General features: G+C 71.4%; 14 protein-coding genes. 6 read left to right on the top strand and 8 right to left on the bottom strand.

What is annotated here, in order from left to right:
- Positions 1–70 precede the first annotated feature (70 nt).
- Entirely contained in the window at positions 71–664 is a 594-nt protein-coding gene (locus L6E10_RS21235) for a DedA family protein (RefSeq protein WP_236221266.1), read from the top strand.
- Here the strand turns inward: L6E10_RS21235 and L6E10_RS21230 are convergent.
- Together L6E10_RS21230 and L6E10_RS21225 are read right to left on the bottom strand one after the other, a co-directional pair.
- Positions 571–1779 (bottom strand): MFS transporter, encoded by a 1209-nt coding sequence (locus L6E10_RS21230; protein WP_236221265.1) that lies wholly within the window; start codon positions 1777–1779, stop codon positions 571–573. The genes L6E10_RS21235 and L6E10_RS21230 overlap by 94 nt on opposite strands.
- Positions 1780–2235: 456 nt before the next feature.
- The gene (locus tag L6E10_RS21225) at positions 2236–2970 is read right to left on the bottom strand and encodes a carbonic anhydrase family protein (RefSeq protein WP_236221264.1); all 735 of its coding nucleotides are present in this window, start codon (positions 2968–2970) and stop codon (positions 2236–2238) included.
- A 172-nt stretch (positions 2971–3142) separates the two neighbouring features.
- Between L6E10_RS21225 and L6E10_RS21220 the strand changes: the two genes are divergently transcribed.
- Positions 3143–3670, top strand: coding sequence for a hypothetical protein (locus tag L6E10_RS21220; RefSeq protein ID WP_236221263.1), 528 nt, complete (start codon positions 3143–3145; stop codon positions 3668–3670).
- A gap of 77 nt (positions 3671–3747) precedes the next feature.
- Positions 3748–4074 carry a hypothetical protein gene (locus tag L6E10_RS40885; RefSeq protein ID WP_308102839.1) on the top strand — a complete coding sequence of 109 codons (327 nt, stop codon included), beginning with the start codon at positions 3748–3750 and terminating at the stop codon, positions 4072–4074.
- Between the two features lie 70 nt (positions 4075–4144).
- On the opposite strand, the gene L6E10_RS21210 is transcribed toward L6E10_RS40885, so the two are convergent.
- Entirely contained in the window at positions 4145–4690 is a 546-nt protein-coding gene (locus L6E10_RS21210) for a class I SAM-dependent methyltransferase (protein ID WP_236221262.1), read from the bottom strand.
- 67 nt (positions 4691–4757) lie between these two features.
- Between L6E10_RS21210 and L6E10_RS21205 the strand changes: the two genes are divergently transcribed.
- Both L6E10_RS21205 and L6E10_RS21200 read left to right on the top strand, forming a co-directional pair.
- Positions 4758–5933, top strand: a complete 1176-nt coding sequence (locus tag L6E10_RS21205) for an SGNH/GDSL hydrolase family protein (protein ID WP_236221261.1) — start codon at positions 4758–4760, stop codon at positions 5931–5933.
- Between the two features lie 92 nt (positions 5934–6025).
- Complete coding sequence (locus L6E10_RS21200; protein ID WP_236221260.1) at positions 6026–6580, top strand: DUF4232 domain-containing protein; 555 nt, start codon at positions 6026–6028, stop codon at positions 6578–6580.
- Between the two features lie 59 nt (positions 6581–6639).
- Here L6E10_RS21200 and L6E10_RS21195 read toward each other — a convergent pair whose 3' ends face one another.
- Genes L6E10_RS21195 through L6E10_RS21175 form a run of 5 tightly spaced genes read right to left on the bottom strand, consistent with a single transcriptional unit; the run spans position 6640 to position 11378 of the window.
- Positions 6640–7332, bottom strand: a complete 693-nt coding sequence (locus L6E10_RS21195; protein ID WP_236221259.1) for a phytanoyl-CoA dioxygenase family protein — start codon at positions 7330–7332, stop codon at positions 6640–6642.
- Between the two features lie 6 nt (positions 7333–7338).
- Positions 7339–8322 carry an ABC transporter ATP-binding protein gene (locus L6E10_RS21190; RefSeq protein WP_236221258.1) on the bottom strand — a complete coding sequence of 328 codons (984 nt, stop codon included), beginning with the start codon at positions 8320–8322 and terminating at the stop codon, positions 7339–7341.
- Positions 8322–9143 carry a carbohydrate ABC transporter permease gene (locus L6E10_RS21185; protein ID WP_236221257.1) on the bottom strand — a complete coding sequence of 274 codons (822 nt, stop codon included), beginning with the start codon at positions 9141–9143 and terminating at the stop codon, positions 8322–8324. Before L6E10_RS21185 ends, L6E10_RS21190 begins: the two co-directional genes overlap by 1 nt.
- Entirely contained in the window at positions 9140–10006 is an 867-nt protein-coding gene (locus tag L6E10_RS21180; protein ID WP_236221256.1) for a carbohydrate ABC transporter permease, read from the bottom strand. The genes L6E10_RS21185 and L6E10_RS21180 overlap by 4 nt, the downstream gene beginning before the upstream one ends.
- On the bottom strand, positions 9999–11378 hold the full coding sequence (locus tag L6E10_RS21175; protein WP_236221255.1) for an extracellular solute-binding protein: 1380 nt from the start codon (positions 11376–11378) through the stop codon (positions 9999–10001). Before L6E10_RS21175 ends, L6E10_RS21180 begins: the two co-directional genes overlap by 8 nt.
- A 132-nt stretch (positions 11379–11510) precedes the next feature.
- Here L6E10_RS21175 and L6E10_RS21170 point away from each other — a divergent pair, with 132 nt between their 5' ends.
- On the top strand, positions 11511–15020 hold the full coding sequence (locus tag L6E10_RS21170) for a BTAD domain-containing putative transcriptional regulator (RefSeq protein ID WP_236221254.1): 3510 nt from the start codon (positions 11511–11513) through the stop codon (positions 15018–15020).
- Positions 15021–15040: the final 20 nt, after the last annotated feature.

Genomic DNA, 15040 nt, shown 5'->3' with positions numbered 1-15040 from the left:
CGGGGCCTCGTCGGGGTCGCGCGACCTGCCGGAGGTTGGATCACCGGGCGAAACGGGTAATTCGACGACCATGGACTGGATCACCCGCTTGATGGAGGCGCTGGGCTCGCCCGGCGCGGGCATCGCCGTCGCGTTGGAGAACGTGTTCCCCCCGGTGCCGAGCGAGGTGATCCTGCCGCTCGCCGGGTTCACCGCCGGTCAGGGCAAGATCTCGCTGGTCGCCGCGATCCTGTGGACGACAGCGGGCTCCGTCGTCGGCGCCCTGCTGCTGTACGGGCTCGGCGCGTGGCTCGGGGTCGACCGCCTGCGCAAGGCGGCGGACAAGATCCCGTTCGTCACGGCGTCCGATGTGGACAAGGCCGACGAGTGGTTCGACAAGCACGGCAACAAAGCCGTGTTCTTCGGGCGCATGGTGCCGGTGGTGCGGAGCCTGATCTCCATCCCCGCCGGGGTGTCCGGGATGCCGATCCTGAAGTTCACGATCTACACCGCGGCCGGCAGCCTCGTGTGGAACACCGCGCTGATCCTGGCCGGGTACGCGCTCGGCGAGAACTACGAGCTCGTCGACCGCTACCTGGGCTGGGTCTCCATGGCCGTGCTCGCCGGGCTGGCCATCGCCATCGTCTGGTTCGCCGTCTCGCGGTCCAAGGCCCGCCGCTCGTAGAACACCGACACCACCGCGATCGCGAGACCCGCCAGCGACAGGGCCACGCCGACCCACGCCGTCGAGGTGTAGCCCCAGCCCGCCGCGATGGCCAGGCCGCCGAGCCACGCGCCCGCGCCGTTCGCGACGTTGAGCGACGAGTGGTTCGACGAGGCCGCGAGCGACGGCGCGTCGGGTGAGGCGTCCATCAGCCTGATCTGCAGCGCCGCCGCGAGGATCTGGATGGTGAAGCCCAGCAGGAACAGGAACGCGAACAGCAGCACCGGAACGGTCGCGGTGAGCCCGAACAGCACGAGGATCACGCAGACCGCGACCAGCCCGCCGAACACCGAGCCCGTCACCGACCGGTCCACGAACCGGCCGCCGAACGTCGCGCCGAGCGTCATGCCGAGGCCGAACACCGCGAGCACCCACGGCACCGCGCCCGCCGGCAGCCCGCCGACCTCGGTCGTGAGCGGCGCGACGTAGGAGTAGACGGCGAACATGCCGCCGAAGCCGATCATGCCGGTGAAGATCGCGAACCACACCGTCGGCCGGCCGAACGCCCGCACCTCGGCCTTCATCGACGCGCCCTCGACCTTCGGCACCCGCGGCACCCAGGCCGCGATCGCCAGCGCGGTGATCACGGCGATCACCGCGACCGCGAGGTAGGCCGTGCGCCAGCCGATCTGCTGCCCCGCCGCAGTGGCAAGCGGTACGCCGACAAGGTTCGCCACGGTGAGACCGACCATTACGCGCGCAACAGCCGTACCACGCCGTTCGGGAGCAACGAGCGCCGCGGCGACGACCGCCGCGATGCCGAAGAACGCACCGTGCGGCAGCCCCGCGACAAACCGCGCGATGAGCAGAAGCGTCTTGTCCTGGGCGGCCGCCGAGAGCCCGTTGCCGAGCGCGACCGCGATCATCAGACCGATCAGCATGCCCTTGCGCGGCAACTTGGCGCCCAAGACCGCGATCAACGGCGCACCGACGACGACACCCGCGGCGTACAGGCTGATCGCGTGGCCCGCCTCGTAGTCGGGGATGCCGAACGTCTCCGCGATCTGCGGCAGCAGACCCATCGTCGCGAACTCGGTCGTCCCGATGCCGAACCCGCCGAGCGCGAGCGCGGTCATGGCGCGGGTGGTGTTCAAGGCTTCCCCAGACAGGTGGCGGGCAGATTAGTTAGCTACTGCATCGATCCTACGGTCCTTCTGACGCGCTTCAGAAGGCTCCGGAGCGGTGCCGATGCTCACACGGCGGTCGAGGAATACCGGCACCGGCGCCACTGTGAACCCGCCCCAGGGCCCGGCCCGCTCTCACGCCCAGCCCACCGTCGCGCCACCCTCTCGCACCCGGCCCATCCTCGCGCGCCACCCCGGTCGCGCCACCCCCTCGCGCCCGGCCCATCCTCGCGCGACATCCCGGTCGCGCCACCCTGGTCGCGCCACCACCACCACCACCACCCGCGCAGCCCCACCCCGAGCAGCCCCGGCCGGACCTCACCGCCGGCTCCCCCACTCCTCACCCCGAGCCCCACAAGCCGAAGGGCCGGCCCCGACCCCGGGACCGGCCCACCGAGCACCCAGTCGTCAGATCCGCGGCACCTCGACGATCGTCCGGCCGTTGAGCGGCTGCGGCTCACGGGCGTTGCCGGTGGTGAACAGCCCCTGGAAGCGGGCGATCGCCGCCGCCGTCACGTGCTGCGGGCCGGTCAGGTACCACTCGACGCCCTCGGTGAACGGCGCCGTGGTCAGCGAGCCCGTGTAGTGCAGCGTGTGGTGTCCCGGGGGCAGCAGGCGGTTGAGGTCGACGGGCTCGATCTCGACCGGCTCGCCGCACTCAGGTGACAGCGTCGCCAGCACGTCGTCCACGACCGAGTGGGAGCCGACGACGAGCGGGACGCCGACCACCAGCAGCTTGCCGGCGGCACTGCGGTGCACGAGGTGCATCTCGAGCGGGGTGCCGCGGCCGCCGAACTGGTGCTCGGACGGCGTGTGGAAGTGGAACTGCACCAGGTCGTAGCGGGTGCCGGCCACGGTGACGTGGCCCGCGCCCGGCTCGACCTCCGCTTCCTCCGTCTCCTCGTGGTCGCGGGTGGTGCAGCCGTCAGCCTTGGCCGCGTCCTTGCGGACGTACTTCAACTCCAGGGCGGAGTGGCCGTAGGTCACGTCGAGCTTCGCCGCGTGCGGGTCGAGCCGGATCGCGTGGGGCGTGACGTTGATCGGGCTCTGCGTCGGGGTGGCCGACTCGGCGGAGCCGACGGCGAAGAACGAGGCGGTGAGCACGAGCGGAAGAAGCCCCGGAAGGGAACGCTTGAGGTTCATCGCACCACTTTTCACCCGATCGAGTGAAATGGGGAAGTGGAGTGTGTTCGCACTCTCACACCGGGATTTCATTCCCCTGTCTTGATTGGAATAACACCTTCGACAGTAGTGGGCCAAAAGGGGCAATCCGAAACATCAGAGCAGCTCACAGCGCGGGGACAAGCGACAGAAGTTGTCACCACAACAACTGGAGCCGGACAGAGAAATGATGAACTGCGAAGTTCCAGATCGCTATTGTCCGATTCGTTCCCGTTGCCGAATTCGGAATTGCCAACGGCTTGCAATTGCACCTGCCACCCAGAGTGACGAGACACGGGACAGCGCCACGAGGAGGATTCCGGTCACCACCGCCAAGATCCGCGCCGTCGCGCTGACCCTGCCCCGCACCACCAAGCACCTGATCCGCGATCGTGTGAAGTTCCGCGGCGGCCAGATCGTCCTCGCGGCGCTGTCCCGCGACGAGACGGTGCTCGGCTTCGGCCACCCGCGCGAGGAACGGGAGGCGCTCGTCGCGAGCGATCCGGTCAAGTTCGCGTTCCCGAGCCGGTCCGACATGCGCTTCCAGCGGGTGCACGCCCGCATGGCCGAGCCGGAGGTCGAGGAGATGACGGAGCTCGTCATAGGCGCTTGGACGTTGTGCGCGCCCAAGAAGGTCATCCGCGCCCGCCTCGGCGAGAATCTTTTTTTTAGTCAACACTGAAGTCATCAAGCGGACAAATTATTCGAGCAGAGGCAGCCCACCCCTGGCTCGATCCACTCCCGCCCCGCCCACTCCGGGTGCCGCTCGACCAGCACGACCCGCACCTCCGCCACGACCTCGGCGAGGCCGGGGCGGAGCGCCGCCGCCACGTCTCGCCGCGCAGCTCCCGCAGGTGGTCCCGGACGTCCTCCAGCACCGCGAGACCCCCGGAGGGCACGGACCCGGTCTGGCGCGACTACTGGAACGGTGGCGCGCCCCGCGGTGGCCCGACCGTCCGCGCCGTGCAGGAGTGCGTGCAATCCGTGCTGTGGAACGGATCCGTCGGTCTCGCGCCGCTCGGTCACGACCTCGGCGACGAGCTGGTCGTCGTCCCGCTGGCCGGCCTGCCGCCCAGCCCGTCCTGATCGCGTGGCGCGAGGACGACCCGCTCACCGGGGACTTCGCCGAAGCGGCAACGCAGGCGTACGCGCTCCCCTAGCCCTCTGTCCTGTCGGGACGGTGGACGGACACCGCGTAGTCGTTGCCCCCGAACGGTGTGCGGTCCCACGTCGCGAACCGCTCGACCAGCCGCAGGCCCGCTCGCGCGCAGTGCTCGTCGTACTGCTCGGCGGTGTACCCGCGGTCCAGGCTGAACCCGGCGACCAGCACGCCGCCCACGTGCCGCGCGACGCCCGCGACGAGCGCGTCCTGCGTGCCGGGTGCGGTGAACAGCGGCACGTTGCCCGCCATGACGACCACGTCGAACGTGCGCCCGAGGTCGAGCTCGGCCAGGTCGGACCGCACCCAGGTGATGTGCGGTGCCTGCTCGCGCGCGTAGTCGAGCATCGAGGCGTCGAGGTCCGCGCCGACGACCTCGATGCCGTGCCGCGCGAGCTCGATCCCGACGCGCCCGGTGCCGCAGCCCGCGTCCAGCACGGTCTTCGGTTCGTACGCGCGCACGAACGTCGCCTCGCCGTGCACGTCCATCCCCGACTCGGCGAGCGAGTCGAACCTCCGCTGGTACTCCGCCCCGTTCCACACGCAGCACAGCATAGATCCGGAGATCGGCGGCTACCGGACGCGTGAAAGCGCTGCCAAGGTCGAGGACATGACGCGTTTCCTGCTGGCGGTGGCGTTGCTCGTGGCCGCGGCCTCTCCCGCCCAGGCCGCACCGCCCCGATGGGTCGGCACCTGGGCGGCGGCGCCGTCCTCGGCCGTGCCGGGGACCGACAACGGCTACGTCGACCACTCCATCCGCAACATCGTGCACGTCAGCGCGGGCGGCAAGGAGATCCGCGTCCGCCTCTCCAACGCCTACGGCCGCACGCCCGTCGTGTTCGGCCAGGTCACGGTGGCGCGTGCGGCAGGCCCGGACACGCCGCTGGCGCTGCCCGGCACGATGCGCACGCTCACGTTCGGCGGCTCCCGGTCCGTCACGGCTCCACCCGGTGCCGACGTGGTGAGCGACGGCGTGGCGCTGACCGTCCCGGCGGACTCCGACCTGCTCGTGAGCGTCCACACGCCCGAGCCCGGCGGCCCCGTCACGCACCACCAGCTGGCCATGCAGAACTCGTACTTCACCCGCGAGGGCAACCACACGGCCGACGAGTCCGCGGCCGCCTACCGCGAACGCACGACGAGCTGGCACTACGTCTCGGGCGTGGACGTGCGCTCGTCGACGTTGAAGGGCAGCGTGGTGGCCCTCGGCGACTCGATCACCGACGGCGCGAACTCGACGTGGGGCGCGAACCTGCGCTGGCCCGACCAGCTCGCCGACCGCGTCCACACCCGGCTGGGCGTGCTGAACGCGGGCATCAGCGGCAACCGGCTCCTGCTCGACGGCGGCTCGTCCGGTCCCAACGCACAGGCGAGGCTGAACCGCGACGTGCTCACCCAGTCCGGCGTCCGCTCGGTGATCGTGTTCGAGGGCATCAACGACATCCAGCAGACGCCGCACCAGACCGATCCGGCCCGGATCATCGCGGCGCTGAAGCAGATCGCCCAGCGCTCGCACGACCGCGGCCTGCGGGTCGTCGGCGCGACCATCACACCGTTCAAGGGCTGGAACAGCTACACCGAGGAGCTCGAGTCGGTGCGGCAGGCCGTGAACGCGTTCATCCGCACCAGTCCCGACTTCGACGCGGTCGCCGACTTCGACCAGGTCGTCCGCGACCCGGCGGACCCGCAGCGGATCAGGCCGGACTACGACGAGGGCGACCACCTGCACCCCGGTGACAAGGGTTTCGAGGCCATGGCGAAGGCGGTGCGGACCGCCACCCTCTGACCACACGATCGGGCGACGGCGGTTTGCCCGGTGACGGGCCGGTTACTCGGCGATGATCAACATCAGTCACCGGCCGGCCAAGGGGTAAGCCAATGCGTGTCACCGTTCTCGCCGTTGTTCTCGCGATCGCCGCCACGGCCTGCGCGACGCCGACGCCCGGCCCGGCGGCCCAGCAGACCTCGCGGTCCCCCGCGTCGACGTCCGCGACGGCGTCCGACAAGCGCGAACCGACGCTCAAGGCCGAGCTGACCCTGCAGGGCAAGCCCGGCCTGGGCCTGCTCACCGTGACGAACGAGGGCACGACGCCGCTCACGTTCCAGGGCTGGCCGAAGCTCTCGTTCACCACCCCCGCGGACGAGCTCGCCGCCATCCCGGTCGAGCAGAAGCTCGTGCCCGGCGAGGGCCCGTCGATCACCCTGGAGCCGGGCAGGACCGCGTTCGCCGGCGTGCAGCTCGACGTCGGCGACGAGGCCGGCTCGGTCGCCATCGGGTCGATGACCGCCGAGCTGCCCGGGGCGACACCGGCCGAGGTCACCTTCATCGGCACGGACGGCCGGCCGATCGCCGACACCAGCTCGCTCAAGGTCAGCGAGGCCGAGGTCGGGACGCTGCAGCCGGCCGCCCAGGGCGTTCTCACCTTCGGCTGACCCTGCCGGTCGTCAGGCGGTGCCGCGCCCGAAGGCGACGAGCTCCGGCTCGACTGTGCTCAAGGGCTCCCGGGCGAGCTGTAGGTGTTGCCGGCGTGGTCGCGCCCGCGGGCGAGGTAGATCCGGTGGCCGTCCGCCCGCAGGAAGCGCACGGTCGTCGGCACGTACCGCATCGTGTAGCCGCACCGCCTGGAAGTGCTGCGGTTCGGCGGGCTCCCGTGCACGAGCATCGCCGAGTGGACGCTGCACGCCCCGCGCTCCAGTTCCACGTCGACGGCGAGCGACTCGTCGACCACCGTCTCCCGGTTGAAGAACGGGTCGGCGCTGCCCGTGTGCTCGGCGGCGGCGAGGTGGCTGCCGGGGATCACCCGCAGGCAGCCGTTCTCGGTGGTCGACGGGTCGATCGCGAGCCAGACGGTGATGGCGTCACCGGCCGGGTCCAGGCTGCCGCGCCAGAAGTGCGCGTCCTGGTGCCACGGCACGGGCCGGCCGTCGCCGGCGGGCTTGCAGATGAAGTGCGACGAGAACAGCGCGATGTCGGGCCCGATGAGCGACTCGACGAGGTCCAGCACGTCCGGGTCCAGCAGCCACTCGAACAGCGCCGGATCGGTCAGGTGCGGCACGTCCATGTGCTCGGGACGCCGTCCTCGCGGCAGGGCCGCCAGCTTGGCCTCGAAGTGCGCCGCCAGCGCCTCGAACCGGTCTGGGGCGAGCACGCTCTCGTACGTCTCGTAGCCGTCGGTCTGGAACATCGGGCGTCACCTCACGAGTAGGCCGGTCTCCCTGTCGTAGCTCAGAACACGTGCGGGCGGGGCGTCCACCGTCACCGTGGTGCCGACCGGCGGTTCGCCGTCCTCCGGCACGACGTACCCGATCTGGTCGTCGCCGCAGTCCAGCGTCACCAGCGACGTCACGCCGAGGTTCTCCACAATGGACACGACACCGGTGAACAGCCCCTCCTCCGCCGGTGCCAGGTATTCCGGCCGCACGCCGATGATCTCCGAGCCGCGCGGCACGAGGTTCATGGGCGTGGAGCCGATGAAGTTCGCCACGAACGTGTCCGCGGGTCGCTGGAACACCTCGCGCGGTGTGCCGAGCTGGCGGATCCGCCCGGCGTCCATCACGGCGATCCGGTCGGCCAGCGCCAGTGCCTCGGCCTGGTCGTGCGTGACGAACACCGTCGTCAGCGCCAGCTCCCGTTGCAGCTTCTTGAGGAACGTCCGCGCCTCCAGCCGCAGCCGGGCGTCCAGGTTGGACAGCGGCTCGTCGAGCAGCAGCACCTCGGCCGACCCGGCGACCGCGCGGGCGAGCGCCGCCCGTTGCTGCTGGCCGCCCGACAGCTGGCCCGGCCGACGTCCGAGCAGCCCGTCGAGGCTCAGCCCGGCGGCGGTCCTGGCGGCCGTCTCCCGCTGCGCGGACTTCGCCGCGCCCCGCACCCGCAACGGGTAGGCGATGTTCTCGGCGACCGTCATGTGCGGGAACAGCGCGTAGTCCTGGAACACCATCGCCACCCGGCGGTCACCGGGCTGCAGCCGGGTGACGTCCCGCGAGCCGATCGCCACGGCACCGCCGGTCGCCGCCTCCAGTCCCGCGATGGTGCGCAGCAGCGTCGTCTTGCCGCAGCCGGAGGGTCCGAGCAGGGCGAACAGCTCGCCGTCGGCGATCTCGAGGTCCAGGTCGTCCACCGCCCGCACCCCGCCGGGGTAGACGGTCGACAGGCCCTCGGCAGTGATGCTCGCCATCAGCTCTTGATGCCTCCGTGGAATCGGAACCCGTACCGCTTGTTCACGAACAGGTACAGCACGACCACCGGGATCGAGTACAGCAGCGAGAACACCGGGATCACCGTCAGGTCGGCGCTCCCGCCCTCGTCGTAGAGCGTCCGCAACAGCACCGCCGCCGGCTGCCGGCCGACGTCGCGCAGCAGCAGGAACGGCAGCAGGAAGTTGCCCCAGGCGTTGACGAACGCCCACACGAAGATCGTCGCCACCCCCGGCCGCGCCACCGGCAGCACCACGTGGCTCAGCACCTGCCGCGGCGAGGCGCCGAACACCCGCGCCGACTCCTCGTACGAGCGCGGCACGGCGTCCACGAAGTCCTTGAGGATGAAGATGGCCGCGGGCAGCAGGCCGCCCGCGATCACGAGCGCCGTGCCGAACTGCGAGTTGATCAGCCCGAGCTGCAGCATCATCACGAAGATCGGCACCATCGCCGCCGTGCCCGTCACCACGCTCGACAGCAGCAACAGCAGGTACAGCAGCAGGTCCCGGCCGGGGATCCGCACCCGCGACAGCGCGTAGGCCGCCAGCGCGGCGAGCACCGTCGTCACCACGGTCGCGACGACGCACAACACCAGGGAGTTCCCCAGCGACGTCAGCGCGTACGGGTGCTCGAAGGTCGCCACGACGTTCGAGAAGGTCCAGTCCGGCCAGCGCAGCCCCAGCCCCGGCTTCGCGTCGAACGGCGCCGAGGCGAGCCACAGCATCGGCACCGCGAAGAACGCCAGCACCACCGAGACCAGCACGTAGAAACCGATCCGGCGGATGATCCACAGCGGACTCACGTGCGCCTCCGCAGCAACCGCAGGTACACGAGCGCGATGGCCAGGTTGCCCACCAGCAGCAGGATCGACAGCGCCGACGCGTACCCGAGCTGGCCGCTCTCCAGCGCCTGCCGGTAGATGAGCACCGGCAGCACCTCGGACCGGTGGTTCGGCCCGCCCGCGGTCAGCAGGAACGGCGTGAAGTCGTTGGCCGTCCACAGGCTGATCAGGAGCGTGTTCGTCAGCACGTGCCCGCGGATGTGCGGGAACACCACGTCCCGCACGGTCTGCCACCCGGACGCGCCCGCCAGCCGCGCGGTCTCCAGCTGCGACGGCGGCACCGCGGCCAGCGCCGAGGTGTAGAGCAGCATCGAGAACGCCGTCCCGCGCCACACGTTGAAGATGATCAGGCTGGTCATCGGGTACTGCACCAGCCACGCCGTCTCCGGCGACCCGAGCAGCACCCCGAGCGTCCCGGTGTCGCGGCTCAGCACCGCGAACCACAGGTACGCCACCACCGTGCCCGGCAGGATCCACGACAGCAGCACCAGCCCCTCGACGAGCCGCCGCACCCCGGGCCGCATGGTCCGCAGCAGCCAGGCCAGTCCGAACCCGAGCACGTTCTGCCCGACGACCGCGGACCCCAGCACGAACATCGCCGTGAGCCACACCGAGTTCGTGAACAGCGGGTCCCGCACGGCCTCGACGAGGTTGTCCACCCCGACCACCCGCGGGTTCGCCGCGGCCGGCCCGGTGAGCCGGTAGTCCGTGATGCCGATGTACAACGTCCACAGCGCCGGGAAGACCAGGAAGACCCCGATCAGCAGCAGCGCGGGCGCCACGAACGCGGCGGCGCGCCGGACGCCCAGCCCGGAGCTATCCAACGTTGCCCTCGCCGACGGCCTTCACCAGCGCCGCCCGGTACGCACCGGCCGCCTCATCGGGACTCCTCCCGGCGACCACGTCCGCCGTGGCCTGCTGCAACGCCGCGGACACCTTCGGGTAGTCCGCCAACCCGGGCCGGTAGCGCGTGATGGGCAGGACCTTCTCCGAGACGAACGTCAGCATCGGGTCGCCCCCGAGCACCTCGTCGTTGACGTCCTGCCGCTGGGTGAGCTGCGCCGTACCGGCCAGCGACTCCTTCACGGCCTCCGCGGAGTTGAGGAACCGCAGGAACTCCCAGGCCTGCTTCGGGTACTTCGTGTTCGGGTTGATCACCCGCACCCCGCCCCCGGACATGCTCACGAAGTCCTGCCCACCCACACCGGCCCCGGCCTGCCTGGCCGGGATGAGCGCCCACCCGACCGCGGTGTCGCGGTCCGCCATCCTGGCCACGCCGTTGCGCGGCTCCACCACGGACCGCCAGAAGTAGTCGCTCTCCAGCAGGATCCCGATCCTGTTCTCGCTGAACAGCTGGAACGACCGGTCCCGCCCCTTGGCCTCCTGCTGCAGCACGGGATCCCCGAGCCCGCCCCCGTACACCTTCCGGTACAGCTCGAGCACGTCCTTGAGCTGGGCGGAGTCCCCCTGCCACTTGCCGTTCTCGTAGATCGGCCGCCCCGCGCCCGCCAGCGCGGGCAGCACGCCCTGCATGGTCGTCGCCTCGCCCATCGCGGTCCCGGCGTTGAGCTGGATCGGTGTGACCCCCGGCAGCCCCTTCAGCTTCGCCCCGGCGTCGAGCACGTCCTGCCACGACCGCGGCTGCCACTCCACCGGCAACCCGGCCTGCGCGAACAGCTTCCTGTTGAAGAACAGCACGCGCCCGTCCGTGCCCATGGGCACCCCGTACCGCTTGCCGTCGAACTCCCCCAGCCCCTGCACGGCGTCGGGGATCTGCTCCCACCCGTCCCAGGCCACGTCGCCGACGACCTCGTCCAGCGGCTTGATCTGCCCGGCCTGCGCGAACTCCCCGAGCCAGATGCCGTCGATCTCGACGACGTCGCCCCCGCCCCCGGTCTTGAGGTCGAGCGCGACCTTGGTCCTGTAGTCCTCGTCCCCGGCCCCGTTCTGCTCGAACCGCACGGTGGCCGTCACACCCTTGGCCTTCTGCAGCTCGGTGAACCGCGGGATCACCCAGTTCTGCAACCACCCGGCCCCACGGGCGTTCTTCCCGCCCGACACCGCGTTGGCCACGATCGTCAGCGTGATCTCCTTGGCGTCGGCGTTGCGCGCCTGATCACCACTTCGCGTCTGCCCCAGGCACCCCGCCAGCAACCCGCACACCGCCAGCAGCCCCAGCCCCGCCGTTCGCCGCATCCGTGATCTCCCCACCCAGAGGACCAGCCGGTACGTCACCCCCAACATGGCACCGGTTCACCGAGCCCACAAGCCCGCCATCCCGAAGGCGGCAAACCCGTACACCGCGAATCCCCGGTATGGTCCGAACCAATGTCCGCGGAGTTCGCCGTCCTGGGCCCCCTGCGGGTCCACCTCGACGGCAGAGACCAGCACCTCGGCGGCTTCACCCGCCGAGCGGCCCTCGCCTACCTCCTGCTCAACGCGAACCGCACGGTCCCGACCACCGAGCTGACCACGGCGATCTGGCCGCACGAACAACCCCCGACAGCCAGGGGGATCCTGCTCAACGCGATCTCCGCGCTCCGCAAGGCCGGTCTGGACATCACCACCCGCAAGCCGGGCTACCAGCTGAACACCGACCCGGCCGCCGTCGATCTGCACCGGTTCCGGACCGCCCTGCGCCACGCCGCCGGGTCCCCCACCCCGGACCAGGCCGCCACCACCCTGCGCGCGGCCCTGGCCCTCTGGAGGGGCCCGGTCCTCGCGGACCTGGCCGCCGAGGGCGTCACCTGGCCGGCCCTGACCGAGATCACCAGCCTGCACGACCAGGCCGTCGAGGACAGGTTCGAAGCGGAGCTGGCGGCGGGCCGCCACCACGAGATCATCCCGGAACTGCGAGCGCTGACCCGCGACCACCCGCTGCGCGAACGCCTGCAAGCCCACCTGATGCTGGCTCTCTGCAGATCCGGCAGGCAAGCGGACGCACTGGCGGTGTACCGCAACGCGCACAACAGGTTCGTCGACGAACTCGGCATCGCCCCGAGCCGCGAACTCGCCGGCCTGCACCGGGCGATCCTCACCCGGGATCCGGCGCTGATGATCACCACGCCGGCGGCACCGCCCCTGCTGGAACGCAAGAAGGTCAGCGTCCTGGTGGTCCGCCTGCACCAGCGGGGAGAGGGCGAAGCCGCCGACGAGCGGCTCGAAACCGCCGTCGCCCAGGTCAAGGAGCGGATCGAGGCGATGGGCGGGACCACGGTCACCACGCTCGGCTCGACGGTCTGCGCGGCGTTCGGCGCCCCGGTCAACAGGGAAGACGACGCCGCACGGGCGGTCCGCGCCGCCGGGGAGATCATCGGCGGGCACCCCGCCGCGGCCGCGGTGTCCACCGGCCCGGCGCTCGTGACGTCCGGCGACCGCGTCGAGGTCGGCGGCACCGTGCTGGACGCCGCCCTGCGCCTGTTGGAGAGCACGAGCACGAACGAGGTGAAGACCTGCCCGGTGACGGAACGGCTGCTCGCCCCGGTGGACGACGACACCCCGTTCGTGGGCCGCGCAAGGCACACAGCCCACCTGACCGAGGTCCACCACCGAACGGTCACCGCGAGCCGCCCGAGCGCGGTCACGCTGGTCGGCGAACCGGGAGCGGGCAAGAGCAGGCTCGTCAAGGAGTTCGCGACCGGCAGGAGAACCCTCACGGGACGCACCCCGCCGTTCGTCCGCAACGACGCCTTCGCCCCGCTCGCCGAGATCGTGCGGGCCCACGCCCGGATCTTCGACACCGACCCGGCCGACGTGGTCGTCGCGAAGATCGAGGCGGTCACCGACGACCCCTGGCTGGTCACGCAGCTGTCCGCGCTGGTCGGGGTGAGCCCGCGCGGTGGTGACGTGCTGATGGCGTGGCGGAGGTTCGTCGAGCAGCTCGCCGCGGAACCGCTCGTCGTGGTCGTCGAGGACGTCCACTGGGCCGAAGACCTGTTGCTGGACTTCCTGCACGGTCTCACGGACAGCACCGATGACGTGCCGTTGCTGGTGCTCATGACCGCACGACCGGAGCTCCTGCACCGCCGCCCGGACTGGCGCGGCACCCTGGCGGTCGGCGCACTGTCCGAAGAGGACACCACCCTGCTGCTGGAAGCGTTGCTGAGCCAGCACGACGTGACCGCCGACCTGCCGGCGCTCCTGCGGCGATCGGCGGGCAACCCGCTGTTCGCCGGCGAGTACGTCCGCATGCTCCGCGACGGCGCGCCGGACGCCCTCCCGGACACCGTGCAGAGTGTCATCGGCGCGCGGCTGGACTCGTTGCCGCCGCGCGAGAAGGCCGTGCTGCAGGACGCGGCGGTCATCGGCTCGACGGTCTGGCCCGGCGCGGTCGCGATGGTCGCGGAACGTGACGTCGCCGAGGTCTCGCGCTGCCTGGAGGTGTTGCGGCAACGCGACTTCCTGCGGCGCCGGACCACCAGCAACGTCGTCGGCGAGGTCGAGTACGCGTTCAGCCACGTGCTGGTGCGCGACGTCGCCTACGACCGGGTGCCGCGCGGCACCAAGGCGATGAAGCACTACCGCGCCGCGGAGTGGGTGCGGGCGCTGCCGCTGGAGCACGTTCCCCTGCTGGCGCACCACTACCAGGAAGCCGTGTGGCTCGCGGAAGCTTCCGGACGCCCGTGCGACATCATGGGACGAGCGGCGCGAACAGCTCTCACGGACGCGGGCCGCCGGGCGAGCGCACTGGCCGCGAGGGACACCGCGATCCGCTGCTACCGCGCCGCCCTCGCGGTCTGCCCGCCGGGCCTGCCCGACCGGGTCGAGCTGCTGGCGCTGCTGGGGTCGAGCCTCGCCTGGAACGGCGGCGGCCTCGACGAGCTGGCCGAGGCCATCGCGCTCCACCTCCGCGCGGGGGACTTCGCCGGCGCGGCGGAGGCGTCCCGGGCGTCCTGGAAAGCCGCGTGGCACCGCGGCGACCACGCGGCGGCCGGACGACACCTCGACCGGACCGTCGAGTTCCTCGCGCGGGCCGGCCCCGGTGACCGCGTGTCCGGTGTCCAGGCCCACCTCGCCCACTCCCTGACGCTGGCGGGCAGGCCGGACGAGGCGGTCACCGCCGCGGAGGCGGCCCTCGCGGCGGCGACGGGAGAGGACCGCGCCATCGCCCTGGAGGCGCGGGGACTGGCCAGGGTCGAGCAGGGCGACCGCGGCGGTCTCGACGACCTGCGGCAGGCCGTGGCGGAACGCCGCGCGGCCGGGGTCTCCCCCAGCCTCTGCCTGTTCAACCTGAGCACCGCCCACTCCGTGCTCGGCGACCTCGGCGAGCGGCTCGCCACGAGAACCGGGGCCAGGGTGGACGCGCTGCGCCGCGGCGACAGCTACACGCTCTCGTGGCTCGACTCGTCGCAGTACGCCGAGCTGTTCTGGGACGGCCGCCTCACCGAGGCGCTGGCGACCCTCGACGGGTCGATCGCCCTCTCCCCCGGTCAGTCCCACCTCCACGCCGACCGCGGCCGCGTCCGGCTGCTGGCCGGTGACCTCGCCGGTGCCACCGAGGACGCCCGCACGGCGCTGCGCCTCGCCAGGGCGAAGGACCATCCCGGCGAACTGCAGCACCCGCTCGTGCTCCAGGCCCGCGTCGCGCTGCACCACGGGGAACGGCCGGAGGTCGGCGAACTGCTGACGTCGCTGCCCGGCCGCCAGATCACCGGGCTCGTCGGGGCGGGCCTGCCGATCGTGCTCGCCAGAGCCGGGCACGGCCCGGAAAGCCTCGCGGGGGTGTCGTGGTCGCGCTGGCGTGACGCCGCCACCGCGTACCTGGCGGGCGACAGGGCGCAGGCCGTCCGGATCTACGAGGAAATCGGCTCCGTGCCGGACGCACGAGAAGCACGATGAGTCGCCGGTTATCGCCCGGC

Origin of the sequence: Lentzea sp. CC55 (genome assembly GCF_021056325.1) — a bacterium.
Classification (GTDB): domain Bacteria; phylum Actinomycetota; class Actinomycetes; order Mycobacteriales; family Pseudonocardiaceae; genus Lentzea; species Lentzea jiangxiensis.
The sequence above is the reverse complement of the archived record's forward strand: the minus strand, read 5'-3'. Positions and strand labels throughout refer to the sequence as shown.